This window comes from Haloarcula terrestris, assembly GCF_031624315.1.
Taxonomy (GTDB): domain Archaea; phylum Halobacteriota; class Halobacteria; order Halobacteriales; family Haloarculaceae; genus Haloarcula; species Haloarcula terrestris.
Map to the genome: position 1 here is coordinate 25,187 of NZ_JAMQOM010000001.1, position 21,293 is coordinate 46,479.

23 protein-coding genes are annotated in these 21,293 nt (G+C 63.7%); 6 read left to right on the forward strand and 17 right to left on the reverse strand.

Annotated features, from left to right (window positions below; all coding sequences use genetic code 11):
• Positions 1–258: 258 nt before the first annotated feature.
• Positions 259–543 carry a hypothetical protein gene (locus NDI54_RS00140; RefSeq protein ID WP_310894472.1) on the forward strand — a complete coding sequence of 95 codons (285 nt, stop codon included), beginning with the start codon at positions 259–261 and terminating at the stop codon, positions 541–543.
• 410 nt (positions 544–953) lie between these two features.
• The gene (locus NDI54_RS00145; protein ID WP_310894473.1) at positions 954–2,189 is read left to right on the forward strand and encodes an MBL fold metallo-hydrolase; all 1,236 of its coding nucleotides are present in this window, start codon (positions 954–956) and stop codon (positions 2,187–2,189) included.
• A gap of 16 nt (positions 2,190–2,205) precedes the next feature.
• Here NDI54_RS00145 and NDI54_RS00150 read toward each other — a convergent pair whose 3' ends face one another.
• Positions 2,206–2,385: a ribbon-helix-helix protein, CopG family gene (locus tag NDI54_RS00150; protein ID WP_310894474.1), complete on the reverse strand. Its 180-nt coding sequence runs from the start codon at positions 2,383–2,385 to the stop codon at positions 2,206–2,208.
• A 155-nt stretch (positions 2,386–2,540) separates the two neighbouring features.
• On the opposite strand from NDI54_RS00150, the gene NDI54_RS00155 reads away from it, so the two are divergent.
• Together NDI54_RS00155 and NDI54_RS00160 are read left to right on the forward strand one after the other, a co-directional pair.
• Positions 2,541–3,773: a hypothetical protein gene (locus tag NDI54_RS00155; RefSeq protein ID WP_310894475.1), complete on the forward strand. Its 1,233-nt coding sequence runs from the start codon at positions 2,541–2,543 to the stop codon at positions 3,771–3,773.
• 130 nt (positions 3,774–3,903) lie between these two features.
• Positions 3,904–4,107, forward strand: coding sequence for a cupin domain-containing protein (locus NDI54_RS00160; protein ID WP_310894476.1), 204 nt, complete (start codon positions 3,904–3,906; stop codon positions 4,105–4,107).
• 5 nt (positions 4,108–4,112) lie between these two features.
• Here NDI54_RS00160 and NDI54_RS00165 read toward each other — a convergent pair whose 3' ends face one another.
• From NDI54_RS00165 to NDI54_RS00175, 3 genes are all read right to left on the reverse strand, one after another.
• Entirely contained in the window at positions 4,113–4,895 is a 783-nt protein-coding gene (locus tag NDI54_RS00165; protein ID WP_310894477.1) for a hypothetical protein, read from the reverse strand.
• Between the two features lie 39 nt (positions 4,896–4,934).
• On the reverse strand, positions 4,935–6,011 hold the full coding sequence (locus NDI54_RS00170; protein ID WP_310894478.1) for a hemolysin family protein: 1,077 nt from the start codon (positions 6,009–6,011) through the stop codon (positions 4,935–4,937).
• An 83-nt stretch (positions 6,012–6,094) separates the two neighbouring features.
• The gene (locus tag NDI54_RS00175) at positions 6,095–7,036 is read right to left on the reverse strand and encodes an oxidoreductase (protein ID WP_310894479.1); all 942 of its coding nucleotides are present in this window, start codon (positions 7,034–7,036) and stop codon (positions 6,095–6,097) included.
• Between the two features lie 84 nt (positions 7,037–7,120).
• Here NDI54_RS00175 and NDI54_RS00180 point away from each other — a divergent pair, with 84 nt between their 5' ends.
• A complete protein-coding gene (locus tag NDI54_RS00180; protein WP_310894480.1) occupies positions 7,121–7,375 on the forward strand; it encodes a glutaredoxin family protein in 255 nt (84 codons plus the stop codon).
• Here NDI54_RS00180 and NDI54_RS00185 read toward each other — a convergent pair whose 3' ends face one another.
• From NDI54_RS00185 to NDI54_RS00235, 11 genes are all read right to left on the reverse strand, one after another.
• On the reverse strand, positions 7,376–7,657 hold the full coding sequence (locus NDI54_RS00185) for a flagellar motor protein MotB (RefSeq protein ID WP_310894481.1): 282 nt from the start codon (positions 7,655–7,657) through the stop codon (positions 7,376–7,378).
• 9 nt (positions 7,658–7,666) lie between these two features.
• On the reverse strand, positions 7,667–8,041 hold the full coding sequence (locus NDI54_RS00190; RefSeq protein WP_310894482.1) for an ArsR/SmtB family transcription factor: 375 nt from the start codon (positions 8,039–8,041) through the stop codon (positions 7,667–7,669).
• A gap of 124 nt (positions 8,042–8,165) precedes the next feature.
• Positions 8,166–8,801: a thiamine phosphate synthase gene (gene thiE / locus NDI54_RS00195; protein ID WP_310894483.1), complete on the reverse strand. Its 636-nt coding sequence runs from the start codon at positions 8,799–8,801 to the stop codon at positions 8,166–8,168.
• Between the two features lie 90 nt (positions 8,802–8,891).
• Positions 8,892–9,236: a DUF5615 family PIN-like protein gene (locus NDI54_RS00200; protein ID WP_310894484.1), complete on the reverse strand. Its 345-nt coding sequence runs from the start codon at positions 9,234–9,236 to the stop codon at positions 8,892–8,894.
• On the reverse strand, positions 9,229–9,531 hold the full coding sequence (locus NDI54_RS00205; RefSeq protein WP_310894485.1) for a DUF433 domain-containing protein: 303 nt from the start codon (positions 9,529–9,531) through the stop codon (positions 9,229–9,231). Before NDI54_RS00205 ends, NDI54_RS00200 begins: the two co-directional genes overlap by 8 nt.
• A gap of 69 nt (positions 9,532–9,600) precedes the next feature.
• Complete coding sequence (locus NDI54_RS00210) at positions 9,601–10,662, reverse strand: PhoU domain-containing protein (protein WP_310894486.1); 1,062 nt, start codon at positions 10,660–10,662, stop codon at positions 9,601–9,603.
• A gap of 2 nt (positions 10,663–10,664) precedes the next feature.
• Positions 10,665–11,342 (reverse strand): phosphate signaling complex protein PhoU, encoded by a 678-nt coding sequence (gene phoU / locus NDI54_RS00215; RefSeq protein ID WP_310894487.1) that lies wholly within the window; start codon positions 11,340–11,342, stop codon positions 10,665–10,667.
• A gap of 3 nt (positions 11,343–11,345) precedes the next feature.
• Positions 11,346–12,287 carry a phosphate ABC transporter ATP-binding protein PstB gene (pstB, locus tag NDI54_RS00220; protein ID WP_310894488.1) on the reverse strand — a complete coding sequence of 314 codons (942 nt, stop codon included), beginning with the start codon at positions 12,285–12,287 and terminating at the stop codon, positions 11,346–11,348.
• On the reverse strand, positions 12,280–14,934 hold the full coding sequence (gene pstA / locus NDI54_RS00225; protein ID WP_310894489.1) for a phosphate ABC transporter permease PstA: 2,655 nt from the start codon (positions 14,932–14,934) through the stop codon (positions 12,280–12,282). The genes pstB and pstA overlap by 8 nt, the downstream gene beginning before the upstream one ends.
• The gene (gene pstC / locus NDI54_RS00230; protein WP_310894490.1) at positions 14,931–16,052 is read right to left on the reverse strand and encodes a phosphate ABC transporter permease subunit PstC; all 1,122 of its coding nucleotides are present in this window, start codon (positions 16,050–16,052) and stop codon (positions 14,931–14,933) included. The genes pstA and pstC overlap by 4 nt, the downstream gene beginning before the upstream one ends.
• A gap of 59 nt (positions 16,053–16,111) precedes the next feature.
• On the reverse strand, positions 16,112–17,275 hold the full coding sequence (locus NDI54_RS00235; RefSeq protein ID WP_310894491.1) for a PstS family phosphate ABC transporter substrate-binding protein: 1,164 nt from the start codon (positions 17,273–17,275) through the stop codon (positions 16,112–16,114).
• A 332-nt stretch (positions 17,276–17,607) separates the two neighbouring features.
• On the opposite strand from NDI54_RS00235, the gene NDI54_RS00240 reads away from it, so the two are divergent.
• Positions 17,608–18,612 (forward strand): PhoU domain-containing protein, encoded by a 1,005-nt coding sequence (locus NDI54_RS00240; protein WP_310894492.1) that lies wholly within the window; start codon positions 17,608–17,610, stop codon positions 18,610–18,612.
• A gap of 55 nt (positions 18,613–18,667) precedes the next feature.
• On the opposite strand, the gene NDI54_RS00245 is transcribed toward NDI54_RS00240, so the two are convergent.
• Complete coding sequence (locus tag NDI54_RS00245; protein WP_310894493.1) at positions 18,668–19,453, reverse strand: DUF7260 family protein; 786 nt, start codon at positions 19,451–19,453, stop codon at positions 18,668–18,670.
• Between the two features lie 522 nt (positions 19,454–19,975).
• Positions 19,976–21,241 (reverse strand): Fic family protein, encoded by a 1,266-nt coding sequence (locus tag NDI54_RS00250; RefSeq protein ID WP_310894494.1) that lies wholly within the window; start codon positions 21,239–21,241, stop codon positions 19,976–19,978.
• Positions 21,242–21,293: the final 52 nt, after the last annotated feature.

Genomic DNA, 21,293 nt, shown 5'->3' on the forward strand with positions numbered 1-21,293 from the left:
TGGAACGGGGAGCCCACAGGGCGACCCGTGAAGCAGAGCGAAGCTGAGTAAGCGACACCGCAGTCAGCCCGGTTTCGAATTTTTCACCGCGTTCGGGCAGCGGCGTAACCGCAGCGCCGGTAGCAGAGCGCAGTAAGACGGGCCGGTCGGTAGCAATGACGCGGCGCTTTCCAGCGGTTCAAGCCATCAGCTACGACGGAACTACTAGCTCGCTGACCAACCGTACATTCAAGTCAGACGAGCATCTTACACCCGGTTGTGGACCGAAAGGAACTCGAACGGGAACTCCGCGACGCCTTCGACGCCGACCCCGACATCGTTACCGTCGTGGCCAGGCAGGCACGGGACCTCTCGGAGGCGGATCAGTTCGTGACCGATTTCGGCGCGGAGCTGACGGTGGAAGATGTTCTCGACAACCTCGCGGACGCGCCCGAGGACTATCGACTCGCCGAGCGATGGAACTGGTGGCTGGGTGCACTGGACCTCTCACACGGCGGCTACGCGCGGTTCAGCGTGCGAGAGGACATCGACAAGACCTCCTGACGCGTCGCTGTGTGCTGTTTCTGCGTCTAAAAAAACGGCGTGACGCCAGTCAGTGTACGCTAAGCCCGTGTGCCTCTCGTGCGTGTTCAAGGAGTTCCTCCGTCGTGTCAAACTCCTCACCGCAACTGCACGTGTGGTACGTCGTCGGTGTTTGCTGGCGTGTCGCCATGACAGATAGACTATCGATCCGGAGTATAATAATTGTTTATGCTAGTGTGGTAGCACTGCCCAACCGACATGTTACGCACACACAATGTGATATTCGAGAATATCGTTCTGACTGCGCATGGCCGCTACAGCCCGATATACCATGGTGTTCTAATTCATGAATATCCCGGCCGACCGGGGACGGTCGACGTAGCCCGGGCAAACCGACGGACGGAAACGGACAGGTCGCCTCCGCTCGTATAATGGATGTGCAGTTTCTCGGCGGCGCGGGTGAGATCGGTCGGAGCGCCGTCCTCATCAACGAGTCACTTTTACTTGATTTCGGGATGCTGACCGACTCGCCGCCGCAGTTCCCGGTTCGAACGCCGTCGCCGGACGCCGTCGTCGTTTCCCACGGCCACCTCGATCACGTTGGGAATATTCCGGCGCTGGTGTCGGGCGATGCGCGGCCGCCGATTCACTGGACGCCGCCGACCTACGAACTGGCGATGACACTCGCGCGGGACACGCTCAAACTCCACGGCGGGACGCTCAACTGCCCGTTCACCGAGACCAACGTCAGACGGGTCACGCAGGTGTCGGAGACCCACGGCTACCGGGAGTCGTTCGAGGCCGCCGGCTACGAGGTCACGTTCTACAACGCCGGCCACATTCCGGGGAGCGCACACGTCCTCGTGGACGACGGCGAGACGCGGCTCCTCTACACGGGCGATTTCCACACCGACGACCAGCGCCTCGTCTCGGGGACGACGGCGCGCCCCGATGCGGACGCGATCATCTGTGAGAGCACGTATTCCGATGTCGAGCACGAACCCCGAGAGACGGTCGAGGACCGATTCGTCGAGAGCGTCGAAACGACACTCTGGGAGGGCGGGACAGTCGTTGTCCCGGCGTTCGCCATCGGCCGGACCCAGGAGATGCTGCTCATCTGCGAAGCCCACGACATCCCGTGTTACGTCGACGGAATGGGCAAGGAAGTGACCGAGATGCTCGGGCAGTACCCCGCGTTCGTCCGCGACGCGGACGCGCTCCAGCGGGCGAAATCCCACGCCCGGTTCGTCACGGGCAAGGACGGCCAGCGCAAGCGCATCACCGACCAGAAGGCGGCAATCGTCACCACCAGCGGGATGCTCTCGGGCGGCCCGGCGATGACGTACATCCCAGAAATCCGGGCCAATCCGATGAACAAGATCACGATGACCGGCTACCAGGTCGAGGGGACGCCGGGACGGGACCTCATAGAGACCGGCAGCGCCGAAATCGACGGCCGGGTTATGCCCGTCAGCGCGCGGGTCGAACAGTACGACTTCTCGGCACACGCCGACCGCGACGGCCTGCTGGAGTACCTCGAAAGCTACCGTGACACGCCGGTAGTCGTGAACCACGGCGACCGCTGTGGGGCGTTTGCAGAAACGCTCCGCGAGGACGGCTACGACGCGACAGCGCCCGAGGTCGGCGCGACCGTCACGGTATACTAAACGGCTACAGGCGTGTTCAGCTGCTCTCGTCGCCGTCGTCGGCGGCACGCTGTTTCAGCCATTCGTCGAGCAGGTCCCGGACCGCGGCGTCCCGGTTGTCGCGGTGGTCGGCGAACGCCTTCTCGTCGATCGCATCAAGCACCTCCTCGTCCAGTTCGACTTCGATCGCTTCGAGGTCCAGAAACGCTTCGTCCATTGATTACGGGGAGTGGGACGGCCAGAGAGATATATCCTCGTCAGACAGTCGTCAGTCAGTCGCGTGACAGCGGCCGCACGAGCAGAACGCAGCGGGCAGGGTGGCAGGAAACCGCCATGCTTTGATTACGGCTCGAGTCGTATCCCGATCCAGTGATGGTTTCGCTACAGTCTCTCATCGGCCCCCACCGCCTCGACGCGCTCGGTGCATGGACGGTCACCGGCGTTCTCGTGGGTGGCGTCGGACGGTTCGCGGCCGGCGGCGAGTTTGATTGGGCAGTACTCACGGCGCTCCTCGTTGCTATCGCAGTCGGGGTTCCGTTCGCCACGCGAGACCTTGAGACGACGGTCCCTGCGGAGTTGCTCGGCCTGGTCGCGGTGCCGGTGCTCGTCCGGGTGTTCGGCGGCTTCCCGCAGGTCACGCCGTTTCTCGTGATCGCCGGGGTCGCGCTATTGCTGGCCGTCGTTCTCGATGCGTGTACCTCGCTGACGATGACGCCGCGGTTCGCAACCGTGTTCGTGGTCGTCGTGACGATGGCCGTCGCCGGCGTCTGGGCGGTCGGTATCTACGCGGCCGATACGCTACTGGGGACCGCGTTCCTCGACGGACAGACCGAGTTGATGTGGGATCTCGTCACCGCAGCAGCCGCCGGTATCGTCGCCGGCGTCGTGTTCGAACTGTACTTCGAGCAGTCGGACCGTATCGCCCGGCTGCGCGTGTCGAAACCGGATTCCTCGGCAGGTGACCACTCAGGAGCATCTATTCCCGGAGACGGCCAGCACCACCGCCTCGCGGTCCGGGCGCTACAGGCTGTTCTGGGGGCAATAGCCGTATTCGCGCTCGTTCGGGGCAACGCGACGCTGTTCGTCAACAGCGGCGGCCCGCTGGCGATAACGTTCCTGCCGGCACTGTTCCGCCGGCAGTACGACTACGCGATGGACACCGGCCTCGTGCTGTGGATCACAGTGGCGTCGACCCTGCACGCGGCCGGCGCGTTCGAACTGTACGAGGCGTTTGGCTGGTACGACAGCCTGACCCATGCCGTTTCGGCGTCGCTCATAGCCGGCGTGGGATACGCGGTCGCACGGGCTGTCGAACGCCACTCCCGGGCAGTCGATTTCAACCGCGAGTTCCGCGCGACCTTCGTCGTCCTGTTCGTCCTCGCGGTGGGCGTCGGCTGGGAGATCCTGGAGTTCGCCAGCGGCGGCCTCGCGTCAGTTGTCGGCGGCGAGGCCGTCCTCGCCCAGTACGGAACGGGCGACATCGTGAACGATCTCGTGTTCAACACGGTCGGCGCATTCATCGTTGCGGGCTGGAGCACCGCCCACTTCGAGGGTATCGCGGCCCGGCTCACTGGCCGGGTCGGGAGTCTCGCGGGGAGGGATTGAGCCCCGAAGGTCACTTTCCCGAAAGTCACTCTACGGTACAGACAGACCGCCCCGTATGGAGCGGGCACACCTCGATTTCGACCGCTACTTCGAGGTCGTCATGGAGACCGACGAAGCATAGGCCGCGGAGATGACCGTCAAGACGGGCCGGTCCGTCGGCGGACCGGAGAACTACCACGCCGACAGCGACCAGTGGCTGTTCGTGGTCGGCGGCACCGGTGTCGTCACTGTCGACGGTGACACCCAGCGGATCGAGACCGGCGAGCGCCACGGCATCGAAAACGACAGGAACGAGCCGCTGGAAACGGTCAACTTCTACACGCCGCCGCGGTAGCCGTCTCAGGACCCGGTTCGGTCGGCCGGAACAGACAGTTCGTAACAGGAACCGTCCCGAAGGACGAACCCCACACCCGAATCCGCGAGTGTCCGAGCCAGCGTCCCAGTGACAGCCCGCTCCCCGTCGGACCGGAGCGCCGTATCGAGCGTCTCGACCTGGGTATCATCGACTGGCAGCGGTTCGAGCGCCACACACCAGTTGTCGTCCGTCTCTTCGACCGCGTACCTGACTACGATCGGCTTGTCACCGGTGACTTCCAGCGTGAACGCGTAATAGGACCCGTTGTAGACGTACACCGAATTCGTTGGTTCGAAGCCGCCCTCGTCGGAGTCGTACCGGTGCTTCCCCGATGCTATCGCGTCAGTGACGGCGCGGCGGTCGCTGTCCGGGAGGTCGCCCACGCGAACTGCCGATTTGTTCCTCGGCCCGTCGATTTCGGTCACGCTGTACTGTTTAACGTACCCACCTGAGCCGCTGGTCCGCTCGACGACTGCGTACGTCGTACCATCGAACGCAAAGCAGTCGAATTCGCGAAGTACGTGTGCCCACTCGTGGGACATCTGGCCCCCCGAAGCGTCGCGGGTGGCCGCTTCGAGTTCCTCGGCTGCTTCCGAAACGACGCCAGCGGTCGCCGTTTCGGGTACGGCCGCGGCATCGACCGGTGACAGCACGACCGGGGCTGGCGTCGCTGTCGTCGTAGCTCCTTCCGAGGGGTCGTCGCTGGGTCCGGAACACCCGGCAACGAGCGTACAGGCAACTGCGAGGACGGTCCGGCGGGAGGGCATGGTCGTCGGTTCCCGAGCGAACGGTAAATGCTTTCAGCGTCAGTCGACACCGGCCTCGGCGTCCATCGGGTCCTGTATGTCCCCGACGACCTCCTCCAGCAGGTCCGTGACCGTCACCAGCCCGACGACTTCACCGCCATCCAGCACGAACGCGAGTTCCTGGCGTTGGGCCTGGAACTGGTCGATAGCGTCGCTGACGGTCGTGTCCGGCGACATCGTCATCGGTGGCGAGGCGACAGCTTCGAGGTCGATGCCGTCCAGCAGACCGCCATCGCCGGCCTGCTCCTCGCGCTCGTCGACGAGGGCGGGAATGTAGACGATCCCGATGAAGTCTTCGAGCGTCTCGCCGACGAGCGGGTAGCGGGTGTGTGGCGTCTCGGCGATGCGCTCGGCGTTGGTCGCGTCGTCGTCGGTTGGCGACAGCGCGACGATGTCGTCCCGGGACACCATCACCGCACCGACCTCGCGGTCGCCGACCTGAAACGCCGCCAGCACCTCCTCGCGGCGCTCGTCGGACACGTCGCCGCGGTCGAGGACAGAACCCAGTTCGTTGCGCAATTCCGCGCGGGATTCGAAGGTGTCGACCTCGGTTTCGAGCCACGCGCCGGACATCTCGACGCCGAACAGCCCCAGCGTCCACTTGGCGACCCCGTCACCGACCTTGATGATCGGTGAGATGACCCACGCGAAGTAGTACAACGGCGTCGCGCCGTACCGGCAGACGAACTTCGCGCGCTCGACGCCGAGATACGTGGGCGTCTGCTCACCGTGGGTCAGGTGGACGAGGTTAATGAGGAGGAAGGCAATCGCACCACCGAGGCCGACGCCGGCCAGGACCGACGACTGGAAGTACGGCTCGAAGATGGCCGCCAGCGCCGGTTCGGCGATGATACCGACGGCGATACTGGAGGCGGTGATGCCGACCTGACAGCTCGTCAGGTAGATCTCCAGGTCGTCGGTCATCTCCCAGGCCCGACGGAGGCCGGGCTCGTCGAACTCCGATTCGGTGTACTGTCTGGCTCTCGTCAGCGCGAACTCGATAGCGACGAAGAAGCCGTTTGCGAGGATCAGGGCGAGGCCAGCAAGCAGTCTGACAGCAATCTCGACTGGTTGCATGTATCGCCGGGGTTCACGTTCCGGGTGTGAAAAAGTAGGGATTGCCGACTCCGTTCGCGCCGGAGCTGCGCCATCGGCCGTTCTCAGGCGCTCTCGAAGTCGTACTCGACGCCGGTGAGGTCAGTCGAGACCGCCCAGAGCCGTTCGGCAGTCGCCTCATCGCGGGAGGCCTCGTTGGACTGCTGGAACTCTGGTGCACCACGCATGTCGAACAGACCGCCGGGACCGACGTACTCCCCGCCGATAACATCGTCCGCGGTAGCGGCGTACAGCATCGGCAGCGCGCCCTGTTCGGCGGACTGGGCGAATACGGCGTTGGCGATGCCCATGAACGCAGTTCGGAGCGTCGACCCCATCTCGCGTGGTCCTTTGAACTGCAGGTCCGTGTCGGCGTAGCCCGGGTGGCAGGTGACGCTGATTACGTTGTCCCAGCCGTGGTTGCCGAGGCGGCGCTGGAGTTCGTAGGCAAAGAGGAGGTTGGCGAGCTTGCTCTGGCCGTAGGCGTCCCACTTGCCGTAGGAACGCTCGTGCTGGAGGTCGTCGAAGTCGATCTCGCCCATCTCGTGAGCGCCGCTCGACTGTGTGACGATCCGGGATTCGCCGTCGGCGGCCCGGAGCAGGTCGAGCAGGTGTCCGGTCAGGGCGAAGTGTCCCAGATGGTTGACGCCGAACTGGGTCTCGAAGCCGTCGGCGGTCTCGCTCCGGGGGATCGCCATGACGCCGGCGTTGTTACAGAGGACATCGACGGCGTCATAGTCCTCGTGCAGGCCGTCAGCGAACGCCTCGACGTTCGCCAGGTCACCCAGATCACACTCGCGAACGTCCAGCGTCGCGTCGGGAACGGCGCCGCGGATCTCCGCGGCCGCCGATTCACCGCGCTCGACGCTTCGGCAGGCCATCACCACCGTCGCGCCCTTGCGAGCGAACGCCTCCGAGCCTTCGAGCCCCAGTCCGCTGTTCGCGCCAGTTACGACCACGGTTCGGTCCGTCAGCGAGGGCATGTCCTCGGCAGTCCAGCCTGTCATCACCGTGGGTACGAGCGCGAGACACTGAAACCCATCGCCGGCAGAGGGTGAGAGTCTTATGCTGTCGTCACTGTATTTCCGGTGATGAGCGACGTGTCGGTCACCGTCTACACCCGCGAGGACTGCCATCTCTGTGCGGAGGCCATCGAGACCATCGAACGGGTCGCCGACGACGAGGGGATCGGCGTCGCGCTGGATCTCGTCGACGTTGACGAGGACCCCGCCCTCCGCGAGGAGTACGGCGAGCGCGTCCCCTACGTCTTCGTCGACGGATCGCCGGCATTCAAATACCACGTCGACGAGCGACAACTCCGTGAGAAACTGCGGAACTCAGCGTAGTCAGTTAGAGTTCTCGACCTGGCTGATCGTGATGTGGACGCTCCCGAACGGCCTGAGCGTGAGCGCGTCGCAGTTGTAGAAACAGCGTCGCAGTCTTACGGCGCGTCTCGCGCCGACGAACAGCGCTGCGAGCGCCGCGAGGGTCCCGAGACCGACCAGCGGCTGGCTAATCGCCCACAGCAGCACAAAAAACGCGAGTACCAGCGCATAGCTCGCTACGATTCGCCGCCACGTCGGATTCAGCCCGGGACGTTTCCGCGGAATTGTCGGTGGTTGCTGCATTGGTTTGCGTTAGTCGCTCGCTCCCTCTCTCGTCTCGTCAAGGACGCCCAGGAGTCGCTGGGCTCGCCGCGTCGCGGTGTAGTACCGCCAGCGGCCCTCTTTCCGTCGTTCGACCAGACCTGCGCTGAACAGCCGCGAGAGTGCCTGACTGACTGCGCCCTGGCTCACACCGAGGGCCGGCTCTAGCTCGCAGACGCACACTGCCTCGTCGGCTCCGGCGATCAGCCGCAGCGCCTCGTAGCGGGTATCCGTCCCGAGCGTCGCGAGCGTCTGTACGTCCGCGGCGAGGTCATCTTCCGACAGTGAGTGGTCGACCGACGGACAGCAGGTCGATTCCTGGCTGTCCCGCTCGGGAGACTGTGTCTCTGGCCTGTCTGCAGACATATTAGTATACTCTAATATTAGTGTTCGCTAATATAATACTTTCGCAGCTACCGGTCAACGTCAGTGGTCCACGGAGAACCGCGAGAAACGCACTTGGCTCAGTCCGAGCGGGGTTAAAAGACGGTTAGCGGCCGCGCTCGACGGCATTCCGCAGCTCTGCCGTTGCCGCGGCCGGGTCGTCGGCCTTCGTGATCGCTGTGATAACAGCCACACCGTCGGCCCCGGCTTCGACCACCTCGGTAGCGTTCTCGGCTGTGATGCCGCCGATACCGACGAAGGGAATGTCCACCGCCTCAGCGATTGCGGCGACGCGGTCAGTGCCGACAGCGTGTTCCTCGTCGTCGATGTCGTCTTTCGAGCCGGTGGCAAACACCGCGCCCACGCCGAGGTAGTCCGCGCCGGCCGCCGCCGCTTCCCGGGCATCGTCGACGGTCGAGACGGAGCGGCCGATGAGCGCATCGTCGCCCAGCAGATCGCGGGCGACAGAAACAGAGAGGTCGTCGTCACCGAGGTGGACCCCGTCGGCGTCGAGGGCCTGCGCGAGGTCCACCCGGTCGTTGACGACGAACGTGACCCCGGACTCGCGGGTCAGTTTTCGGATTTTTCGGCCGATTTCGTACCGTTCGCGCGCCGTTCGGTCCTTCTCGCGGAGCTGAACAACGCCGACACCGCCCTCGATAGCGGCTGCGACGATTTCGTCGGTTGACCGGCCCGCGGAGAGCGACGCCTGCGTGACGAGGTACACGTCCCAGTCGACCATAGCGGGTCTCGGAGCCGACGGGTCTTGTGTGCTTGCATCCGGCGGATATGTGCGGGCTGACGATTCCGGAGCGGTAGGTTCCGAAGACACTCATACCCACGCATCGAGTTCTTCGCGTCCGGGAAACGCCCCACGCCCGGGATACGCATCGACCATTTCGATAAGGCCCGAAGCGACCTGATACGCCGGCATTGTGTCGTCGTACAAGAGGACAATTCCTGCATGAGACTCCGCGGGGAGACGACCGAAATCCGTGACATCACTGGTGACGACAATACAGTCACGTTCCAGTGCATACGGGAGGACATCGGTCTCGTCTGCGGCCCCCTGCCAGAGCGCGTCACGGACGTGTTCAGCAGCCAGGTCTTCTTTCTGAAGGTAAGTGGCGGTCTTCGGGTCTATATTCTCGTCAAGCAAGAAGCGCCATTCACTCATTGCGGCCAGGATCGGGTTCGACACCCGCAGGCCGGTCGATTTCGCTACGGATCGTTTCCATCGCGTCGTCCCGTTCCTGTTCTACGGCGCGCATTTCGCGTGGATGGTCGTGGTAATACGCAAGCGCGTGGTAGACAGAAGCGACATCTAAATCGTAGCGGTCGGCCACAGCCACAGGGTCCTCGCCGCGGTCTTCGACAAGTGCGTATATTTGCCGAACACTGATCCGCCGCCCGGAGATATGTGGCTCGTCCAGGCGCTCGTGAACGATCCGACGCGTATCACGCTTGGCCATGCCAGCACTACTATTCGCAATCGCAAAAGGATACTGCCGGGTGACTGCCTGAAAGTGGAACCGGACGTGTCAGGACTCCGTCTCGGCCGCCGACCCTGACGTGTCCGCGTCGTCGGTGCCGGTCGCGGAATCGGCGAGTGCGCCGTCGCGAACGGCCATCCGGAGCCCGAACTCGGCGATGTTGCCGCCGTGTTCGGCCGTTCTGGAGAGGCTATCGAGAGCGCGTGTGAGCCGGTAGTCGGCGTCGCCGGCTTCGAACAGCTGTCGGTCGAGGTCGGTTATCCGCTGGCGCACGGCCCGGCGCTTGGCGAGGGTCTGTCGGGCGGTGGCGACGCAGGCGTCGTCGATGATGATGCGGACGGCGTCCTCGACGACAGTCCGAACGTCCCGGGCGATATCGTCGAGGGCCGTGACGATGGTGCCTGCGGGCTGGCCGTCGAGCCGGTCAGCGATAGTGCCGATTCGTTCGGCGTGGTCGGCCACCCGTTCGAGTTCGTTCGCGGTCACCCAGAGGCTGAACAGTTCCGAGCGTGTCAGCCCGAGCGCGTCGATCTCGTCGAGCCGTGCCAGGCCCCGCTCGAAGTAGCGGTCGATCATGGCGTACAGCCGGTCGGCCTGCTCGTCGCGGTCGGCCCACCGGTCGCTGGTCGTCCCGGCCGTGAGCGCGGCCATCGCGTCCCGGTGCATCGACAGCGCGACGAACTGGAGCTGGCGGACCGACTGCCTGACGGATACCTCGCCGGCATCGAGCAGCGTCTGGACCGTCACCGCCGTCTCGGTCTCCTCGGCAACGGTCACGCCGGTCAGGTTCCGCGTGACCCGTTCGATAGCCCGGAGTTGGTCGTCGGTGTAGCCGTCGGGGACTTCGAGGACGACGGACTCGACGCCGGCGGCGTAGGCTGCCCGGAGCAACTGCTCTATCTCGGCCGGGTCCTCGGTTCCGGCTTCGAGCGTGACGCGGTTCCGCGCCCCCGTCTGGGACTCGGGGGTCTGGATCACCAGTAGGCCGTCGATGTGCGTGTGGAGATTGATCGTCGTCCCGGCCGTGCAGCCTTCCGACTCGGCCCATTCTTTGGGCAGCGAAACAGTGTAGGTCCCGCCGCCGACGGTCTGTATCTTTCGGGTTTCCATGCTTAGTAGATGAGTTCCGAATCAGTTTCGACCAGGTACAGCGTGCGTGCGGCGATGTTGACGGCGTGGTCGCCGACGCGTTCGAGGTCCCGTACGGTTAGGAGGAGCCGTGAGACATCGTCGAGGAGTTGCTCGACTGCCCAGCCGTCGTCGCTGTCGGCCTCCCGCTCGATGAGGTCCCGGGCGACGGTCTCACTGGCCCGCTGGCACAGCGTATCGAGTTCGTCGTCGTCAGCCGCGATGGCACGACATGCCTCGATATCCTCCCGTTCGTAGGCGTCGATGCTGCGCTCGACCATCTCAGTGGCCTCCCGGCCGATAGTATCGACATCGATTTCGAGGCCGAGCCGCTGGTCGGCCGACTGCGCGTAGGCTGCGAGGTTCGTCGCGAGGTCACCGACGCGTTCGAGGTCGGTGATGATCTTGAACGACGCAGCGATAAAACGGAGATCGGTAGCGACCGGCTGCTGGAGGGCAAAGAGGTCGATACAGTCAGCTTCGAGGTCCAGATACAGCTCGTTTATGTCGTCGTCGCCGTCGATGATCGACTGTGCGGTGTCCAGGTCGACCGTTCGAAGGGCGGTAAGCGCCGCTTCGAGGCGCTCGACGACGAGGTCACCCATATCGACCACGTTCGCCCGGAGTTCGTCCAGTTGCTGCTGGTACGACTCGCGCGACATGGGTCACCCGAACTTGCCGGTGATGTAGTCCTCGACGCGCTGGCTCTCGGGGTTCTCGAATATCTTGTCCGTGTCGTCGTACTCGACGAGTTCGCCACCGGTGAGGAAGACGGCGGTCTGGTCGGAGATACGCGCCGCCTGCTGCATGTTGTGGGTGACGATGACGACGGTGTAGTTCTTCGACAACTCCTCGACGAGGTCCTCGATTTTCGAGGTTGCGATGGGGTCGAGGGCGGATGCCGGCTCGTCCATCAGGATGACTTCGGGGTCGACAGCCAGACAGCGGGCGATGCAGAGCCGCTGTTGCTGCCCGCCCGAGAGGCCCAGCGCGTTGTCGTCTAAGCGGTCGCTGACCTCGTCCCACAGCGCGGCCTGTTTCAGCGAGCGTTCGACGAGTTCGCCCTCCTTTTCCGTGTCGTCGCGGCCGAACAGGCGCGCGAGCAGGCCCTTGTTGATGTCGCCGTGTTTGCGCGGGCCATACGAGATGTTCTCCCGGATGGACTTCGGGAACGGGTTCGGCGACTGGAACACCATCCCGATGCGTTTGCGGAGTTCGACGAGGTTGGCGTTGGGATCGTAGATCTCGGTGCCTTCGAGTTCGACCGAGCCGTCGATGCGGGCGGCCTTAATGCGGTCGTTCATGCGGTTCAGACACCGCAGGTACGTCGACTTCCCGCAGCCGGATGGCCCGATGAGCGCCGTGACGCTGTTTTCGGGGATCTCCATTGAAACGTCTTTCAGCGCGTGGTCATCGCCGTACCAGACATCGAGGTTTTCGACCGAGAGCTTCGCGTTGCCGTCGAACTCGTACCGCCGCCACTCCTCGCGGACCTGCTCGTCGCTCTCGCCGGCCGTCGTCTCAGTGTTGGGCGAGGCGGTCGTGACCGTCTGCTCGCTGTTCGTTTGCGTCTCCGTGCTCGGCTCCGTGTTGATGCTATCACTCATAGTTGAGTTTCCTCCGGAAGTACGTCCGCGCCGTGATACCGACCGCGTAGAACGTCAGCACGACCATCAGCAGGATGAAGGCCGTCGCCCACCCCATCTGGGGGGACCCCGACACCCCCGCCGCGATGACGGCCCACACCTGCGTCGGCAGTGACGCCGAGGCCGTCAGCAAGGCGTCGTTGGCGATGAACGGTGGCCCCGAGACGAAGCGGAAGCCGTCGATAACGTTGACGGCAGCCGTCGCGTTCAGCGTCGACCCGAGCACGAGGATGAGCGGGGCAGTCTCGCCGGCAATGCGGCCGACGCCGAGGATGACGCCGGTGATGACCCCCGGCATCGCCGCCGGCAGGACGACGCTTTTGATCGTCTCCCACCGGGTCACGCCAAGCGCCGCACTGGCGTCCCGGTACTCGTCGGGGACGGCCTTGATAGACTCCCGCGAGGTGATAAGGACCAGCGGCAGGAGCATGAATCCAAGCACCAACATTCCGGCCATGAGCGACTCGTCGCCGCCGAGTCGCGGAATCAGGAACGCGGCCCCGAACAGGCCGAAGACGATGCTCGGCGTGGACCAGAGCGCGTTCGTCGCGATTTCGACGAGGGCGGTGAACCGGCCCTGCTCGGCGTACTCGGTGAGGAACACCGCCGCACCGACCCCCAGCGGGACGGCGAACAGCGTCGCGCCGACGACCAGCCACACCGTGCCGACGATCGCGGGCATGATCCCGCCGGGCTCGGCCCCAAGCGGGATGTAGGCCTGCATCACCATCGGCCAGGAGAGGCTGCCCGCGTTCGAGACAGAGACGCCGAGCACGGTGAACGAGACGCCGGTCGCGGCCACGTGCAGGCCCACCAACGCGGTGAAGCCGGCCGCGCCGACGAGGCCGAGCCGCGTCTCCTCGGTCAGCAGCCGGCGGGTGATCGGCTCCTCGCTGGAGCGCTTTGCGACGGTCGTGAGCGTCGCCAGCGCCAGTGAGGCGACGGCGGCCGCGAACGCCACCGCCGGCACGAGGTTCACCGGGCCGACCCGCGGATTGACGCCGGCGACGGGCTGGAGCAACAGCGCGGCCAGTAGTAATCCGAGCCCGCCGAACACCCCCAGCGTGAACCGCGGGGCCTCGCGCTGTGCGCTGTCAGCCAGCGTCGGTCCGTCGCTTGCGAGCACGCCGACAAGTGGGTAGACGGCGAGGCCGCCAGCCGCGACCGCACCAGCGACGACGGCCACGAGGCCGAGCGTGCCACCGAGGGGCAGGCCGAGCGGAGCGGGACCGAGCAGCAGGAAGAGGCCGAGAAGCACGACGAGTGCGAGGACCGCGGTCGGGACAGCCTGTCGGATCGACCCGGTCCGCTCGGACTCCGTCCCGACCTTCCGGAGCGAGCCGAACGAACGGAAGAAGAGGACCGCGAGCAACAGCGCCGGCGCGATCAGCAGGAGCGTCCCGACCGTCGTGTCGGGCGTTACCGCGATTGCCGTGTCGATTGACTGCTCCTGTCGGTTGACGAGTACCGTGTAGGTGAACGGATAGCGCAGCGGGGATCCGGTGAGAGGCACGCTCGCAAACACCGCGGCGAGAGCGCCGACCGTCGCCAGCGGGAGGACCCGGAACAGCTGTCGAGCGCCGGTGTGCCAGTCGTTCGTGCCCGCGGGCGACCGGGCGAACTGGATCGCGGCGAGGAGTGCAGGCGTCAGCAGGACCAGTGCGGTCAGCGCGCCGACCGAGAACCCGTGGATCGCGTAGCCGACGCCCTTGATGGCCACGAACACGACGATCGTCGCCATCACGGCGACCATCAGGAAGGCGTTGAGGTTGATGACGAGGAAGGCCCCGTACTCGCGGCCCCGGGCACCGAACCCGGCTCGACATTTCGCGGCCGACCAGGCCGACAGGAGCGTCCCGACCAGGAGGAACACGGGGATGACCGCGCCGCCGGTGAAGCCGCCGGAAAGGGTCTGTGGGCTCCACTGCCAGCCGACGCCGATAGTGCCGGTCACGATTGTGAGCCCGAGCGCGCCGACGACAAGCGCCGTCGGGAGCGTCGAGCCGAGGTCCTCGCGGGGGAGAATCGCCAGCAGGAACAGTCCGAGGCCGGCGACGACAGCGCCGACGAGCCACAGGAGCGAGCCGAACCCGGCGAGGGCACCCCCGACGGCCGCGCCCATGGCGAGGCCGATAGCGCCGAAGACCACGCCGGAGAGCAGCCCGGCGCTCATGTTCGGTTCCGTGTCCACGAGTTCGAGTCGGGAAGTGACGCCGGCGGCAGTGATAGCCAGCGCCTCCACCAGCAACACGGTTCCCAGCAGCGTCGCCATCGTCACCGGAAGGACTGCCGCGAGAACAGTCAGCGCGACCATCGAGACGACGAGGCCCAGCCCGATGCCCCGCACCCGCTGTGAGGTGACCGGGACGACGTTGGTGGAGGAGGCGAGGCCGGTGATCCCGACTGCCCCGACGACGACAGCCAGCAGCGTCCCGAGCGCCGTGGTGAGGGAACCGCCACTGGCACCGGGCGGGACCAGGTTCACGAGCGTAACGAGCCCGAGCGTGAAGCCGATAATGCTGAGCGCGATTGCCGCGTCAAGTCCCCGGTCGTAGCTGTTCGAGTCCGCACTGACGAGTCGGTCCGTGGTCGCGTAGGCGTCACTCATTGTTGCCCCTTCAGTTTCCGCTGCATGCGTCGCTCGATGTACTGCGAGACGATGCTCATCCCGGCGACGATGACGAACAGCATGACGCCGGCGACGAACAGCACGTCGACGGTGCTTTCGGACGCGCTCCCGTACTGGGTCGCGATCAGGCTGGTCAGCGTCGCGTTGGCGTCGAAGATGTCGAACAGCGGGTCGGCGAACTGCGTCCCCGAGGCCATGATGGCGGCGACGGCCATCGTCTCACCGATGGCCCGGCCCAGGCCGAGGATGACGGCCGCGGAGATGCCCGAGAACGCCGCCGGGATGGAGATGCTCTTCATCGTCTGCCACTCGGTCGCGCCCATGGCGACGGAGCCATCGCCCATCGACTGGGGGACGCTAGAGAGAGCATCCTCGCCGACGGAGACGACCGTCGGCAGCGCCATCACGCCCACGACGATGCCGGCGATGAGGAAGCTCGCCCCGTCGTCGAGGAAGTTCGTCTGGATGAAGCCGTTCAGCACCTGAAAGCCGATGAACCCGTAGACGATGGAGGGGATGCCCGCCAAGATCTCCACGCCGGGCTTGATGAGTTCCCGCATGCGGTCGCTGGCGACTTCGGCGATGAACAGCGCGCCGAACAGGCCGAGCGGCCCCGCGACTGCGCCAGCGATAATGGTGACGACCACTGTCGCCCAGATCATCGGTATCAGCGAGTAGGCCCCGCTGAGCGGGTTCCAGTACGTCGAATCCGACGGCAGGACGGTATCGAGCCAGAAGAACCAGCGGACCGCCCCGCCCTGTTCAGGGATCAGGAGGAGACCGAGCCCGTGTTCGAGAAACGCCGGAAACGCGCTCATGAACAGGAAGAACGTAATGAACGCGACCGTAAGCACCGTCAGAATCGTCGCCACCAGCGTGAGCAGGCGCGCGACTTCGGCCTGGTAGGTCATCCAGCCGACCACCGTGACAAACACGAACGCAAGCAAGATTGGCAGCGCCAAGGCTGGCCGAAACAGGAAGACGAGAATCGTCGCCACCAGCGTTGTCGCTATCGTGCCCACAGCGAGTGTCGATCCGTCGACTCGCTCCCCGCTCGACACCGTCTCGCTCTCCGTCGTAGGTATGTCCTCTGTCATAGTATGGAAAATCGACCGACACGGTCGACAGTCGTCCACCTGTTCGCAGTCGCGGTCGATTACACCTGGTCGGGGAGCTTCGCGCGCTGTTCTTCCTGCCGGCGGGCGCTGAGCTTGAAGTAGTTGTTCGGGGCGACGAAGGTGTCCTGGCCGAAGTCGGAGAGGATCATGTTGATGACCGCGGCCTCCTTCATCGAGGTGCCTTCCCACGTGTACATGTGGAGGTCACGGGAGAGCGGGTAGGCCTTCGAATCGAGCCCGTTCTCGTCGTCCTGGTAGGCGTAGGTCGTCCCTTCCCACTCCAGGGCGATGGGGGCCAGCCCGTCGGTGTCGATGAACGCCAGCGCGAGGTAGCTGATGGCGTTGTCGGCCTGTGCGATGGCCTGTGCGAGGCGCTGGTTCTGCCCGTAGCGGTTGGCGACGCTGGTGTCTTCTTCGGGGTTGCCGAAGACGTTGGAGACGAACGAGGTGCGCGTTCCCGAACCCTTGACGCGACCCAGCACCTGAATCTCGCGGTCCGGACCGCCGAGTTCGCTCCAGTTGGTGATTTCGCCCTTGTAGAGGCCCTTGAGCTGGTCACCGGTGATCTGCTCGACACCGGCGTCGGCGATCTCCTGGGAGACGACCAGCGGCTGGCCGTCGACGCCGACGACGTGGTCGACGAAGCTCTCGTAGGAGTCACGGTCCGGCAGTTCGTCCTCGACGTTCCCGGAGGAGTTCCCGATGTCGTTCTGGCCATTCATGACCTTCTCGACGCCGGTCCCGGAGTGGGAGAGGCCGACGGTGAACTGGAACGGCGGGCCCTCCTCGCCGCCGGCTTCGAAGCCGTACAGGCCGGCCCAGTAATCCGCGAGGTTCTGGTCCGTGTCAATGTCGTACTCGCTGTGGGGCCAGTACTCCGTGTCGCTGGCCGGCCGGTTGGCGTTCCAGTAGGACGCCGCGGTGTTGGCGATGGGGTACACCGTCGAGGAACCGCCGGATTCGAGCGCGCTGGTGTCACTGGAGCTGCCACCCTCATCGGTCTGCTCCGTCTCTTCCGTCTCGGTCGATTCCATCTCCGTCGACGCCTCGGTGGCCGTGTTCCCGCCGGAGCTGCCGTCCGACTCTGTGTCGCTGCTCCCACTGGAACAGCCAGCGATTGCAGCGATACTGGTCGCACCTGTCGTTGCGATGAATTTCCGCCGTGATACCCGGTCTGACAGTCGCGTTGGGTCGCGTGCCATCACCAGAGTCCAGCAGGACGGTTAATAAGTAACCTGCTAAGATCCCTATATCGTTTGGCATATTACTATATAGTTGTAGTGTGTTAAACACTCCCGAACAGACGAAAATATATAATCGTATTCACCGTAATTGAGCCGTTCTCTGCCTGAATACATCCCGTATGAGGAGACACTCAGATAAGGTCGTATTAGCTATTCTGAGCCGGCTTCACCGGGGAATATCATCGATTCAACGGCACTTAGCCGGCGAATATGTCCCCAAATATTAGAACTCCAATACAGTATATAGATATGAGTGGATTTATATCATCCCGTGAACGAGTGCCAGTCACATGGAGACACGCAAGGTCCAGGTGACTGGCGGGTCGACATACACCGTCTCACTACCCAAAGAGTGGGCGACAGAAAACGACGTGAGCGCGGGCAGCGTCGTCGAGTTCCACGCCGAGCGGGACCTGCTGTTGCTCGCCCCCCAGCGGGACAACGGCCGCGTAGAGGGGAGTCTCAACGTGGAGGGACTGGAAAACAGGCACGAACTCACGCGGGCAGTGATGACGATGTACGTCAGCGGCTTCGACATCATCCAGCTCGAAGCTTCACGTATTACCGCCGAACAGCGACGCATCATCCGCGACGCCACGCAGGGGCTTGTCGGTCTTGAGATGATCGAGGAGACGACCGACCGGGTCGTCCTGCAGGACCTGCTTGATTCCTCTGAACTGTCGGTCCACAACGCTATCACGCGCATGCGGCTGGTCTCGCTGACGATGCTTTCGGACGCCGTCGAGGCACTCATTGAGGACAACGACGACCTCGCAGCGGACGTGATGCAACGCGACGACGACGTGGATCGGCTCTGGTACATGGTCTCGCGCGTGTTCCGTACCGTCCTGCGGAACCCGACGGCGGCCGATGAGATCGGCTTCCCCCGGGAGACGGTGTTCGATTTCCAGTCCAGCGCCCGCCAGCTGGAACGCATCGCCGACCACGCCACCAAGATCGCCAGTCTCTCCCAGGAGATCGGGGAGATCACCGGCGAAACCGCCGACCTGCTCGACCAACTGGAGGCTGAGGCCATCGCGGTCCCCGAGACAGCGATGGACGCCCTGTTGACCGAAGACTCCGATGAAGCCGTCAAACTGGCAAACGAGGCTCGGAGCCGGATCCCCGATGTCGACGAAACAGCCCGCGAAGTCGACGGGGAGATCCGCGAGTTCGATCCACAGAGCGCACAGGTCCTTGGCCTCGTCGTCGACTCGCTGTCACGGACCGCCGACTACGGCGGCAACATCGCCGAGAGCGCGCTTCAGAAAGCGGCACCGCGACCACAGTCCTGAGAGAGCGACAGTACCGGCCACCACGAAGAAACGCCAGTCGGTCGTCTCGCCGACCTCAGCTCGTCGACACCAGACAGTGCCGGCGGTGTCGCCTGATCGTATCGAGGCAGGCGACGATGTCGGCAAGTGCCGGACACGTCACCGAACGGTCGCCGTAGAGATACCGGACGAGACTGGTCCCGTCGATACCCGAGAGAGCAGCGGCCGACCGGCTGTGGAGTTGCCGCTGGCGGGTCGCTGCCACCGTCTCGCAGTCGGATTCGATTTCGGCCAGCTGGTCGTCAATATCGTCGAGGCGAGCGGGCTCGGTCGTCCGGCGTGCGTTCGAACCGAGGGCGGCCGCCCGGCGCTCACAGTCGTCGAGTTTGTTCCGCACCGACTGGAGCGACTCGCGCTCCCGTTCGAGCGCCGGCAGCAGCGTCTCGCGCTCGTCGCGGGCGTCCTCGCTTGCGGTCAGCAGTGCCTCGTACAGCTGCGGTGTCAGGCGTGTGCCCGTAGCGATCTGCGTGCCCAGTTCCGGCCCGAACTCCGTCGACATGTTCGCTTCCAGCGAATCGTCGTATTCGGCTTCGAAGTGTGGCACAGCCATGACCGTCTCTCGGTAGGCAGCTCGGACTGCACGCAGGCTGGCGTCGGGTTTCGGCTGGTGGGCACCGAGTGCCGACACCCCGCCCGCCGACGCATCGACGGCCCCCGCTGCGGGGACCGTTGGTTCGATAGCGACGATTCTGGTCCGAAAGCGACTGAAAGCGGTCAGTTCAGCCTCGATACAGTCGATCTCTCGCTGCACGTCGGCGAGTGCCTGCTCGGTTCGCGGCTGGCTTGTCTCGGTGTCAGACACGGGATATTCGACCGGAAAGTCACAGATCAACGTATAGTTATTTTATATGTTCAGTATATAGCTGATACTATCGATATATTCAGTCGGGTCCCAGCCCATGCAGGGTCAGCCTTCCACTCGCTGGTACTATGAGTAATTCAACACTGTGTTATGACCGAGACAATACTGACTGGATGTAGATATAGGCATCTGTACTCCTGAATACTGACATTCGAGTCGACACTACTGTGTTGCGGTATGGCGGAGTGTTAACAACTTAATAACTTGTCGCCACACAACAGTTATATAGTTGACAGCTGTTTATCGACGCGTATGCCTGCAACTGCCTCCGAGGGGGCTACTGAGAGCCGCACCGACGAAACTGTCAGTTGCCCGCTGTGCTCCCTCAATAGGGCGACGCAGACGGACATCTATTCCCATCTGTTAGTGTCACACCGGAAAAGCGCAATCACATCAGCGCTCCTCGAAGCGACGGAAGCGACCGAGTAAGACAAAGCAACGGCTACAGCGACCGGAGGTGACTCATCGCTCGGGTAGCTTCCACGCCTGCTCAACATCGACAAGTTTGCGGGACTCGGGCAGTTGGTTCACTGGCCGTTCGACGATATCCATGAGTTCGGTAGCTCTGAAGACGCGGTTCTGGTCGTTTCCGGTTACTTCCTCCACAACGCCATCCATTGCGAGTGTTTCGATAGCGTTGTTTGCCGTCTGATACACCACGTCGATTCGTTCGCTGGCTTCTCGGACGGTAACATACGGATCTTCGAACAGTGCAAGCGAGAGGCGACGGACAGATTTCGCTGCGTCCGAGTATCGAGACTCGTACTCGTTCCGCTTGTCGATGAGCAATTTTGCTCGGACGAACGCCTCTTCTGCTTGCTCGCGGATACCCCGGAGGAAGAACTGAAGCCACCCGTCCCAGTCACCGTCCTCGCTCACGGCAAGCAATCTGTCGGCGTATTCCGTTCTGTGTCGTTCGATGTACGAACTGAGATAGAGCATTGGATAGTGGAGGATGCCACTCGAGACCAGCATGAGGACGACAAGTAGTCGTCCCACCCGTCCGTTCCCGTCTTTGAACGGATGGATCGTTTCGAACTGATAATGAGCGATTGCGACATCGACCAAGACCGGCCAGTCGGAACCGTGCTGGACAAATCGTGTTAAATCGTCCATCAGTCCCGGAACCGTATCTGGCTTCGGCGGGACGAACCGAATCCGTGTCCCGACGCCGCGTGGTCCCTCCTCTTCGATTGCGGTGTATCCAGGCCGAAATTCGCCCGGTAATGGGTCTTCTCCGTCCGACCGTCCCCTACTTAGTAACTGCTCGTGAAGCGACTTGATGAGTTCCGTCGTGATGCTCTGCCGTTCGATACCGGCTGTCTGGAGAAACGAAATCGCATCGTCAAGAGAGGTAATGTAGTTTCGAGCCTCCCTGACATCGGCCTCGTGATCACTCTCAACTGTCTCCCGAATCTGGAGTTGGTCGACATCGTATCGATAGAGGTCAGACACAGTCACCGCTGTTCCTTCGACCTGCGACGACTGTTCCGCTTCTTTGTAGACAAACGAACTGAACACAGCACCTGGATTGTCGATCTCACTACCAAGCCCCTCCAGTCGACCGAGGGACCACATCGCCCGTGATACTTCGTCAATAACGTCAGCAGACAGGTCGAATGTCGGTGGGAGCTTGTCTGGAAAGTACGCCTTCGGGATCCGTTCGTCGGTCCGAAGCGGCATATACTGTCCTGGTGCATCTGGCGGGAGATCGTATCCGTCTCTCATTGCGTGTGCTTGAACCACACCTGATTAAAAAATTTCCGTTTATTCTGGAATT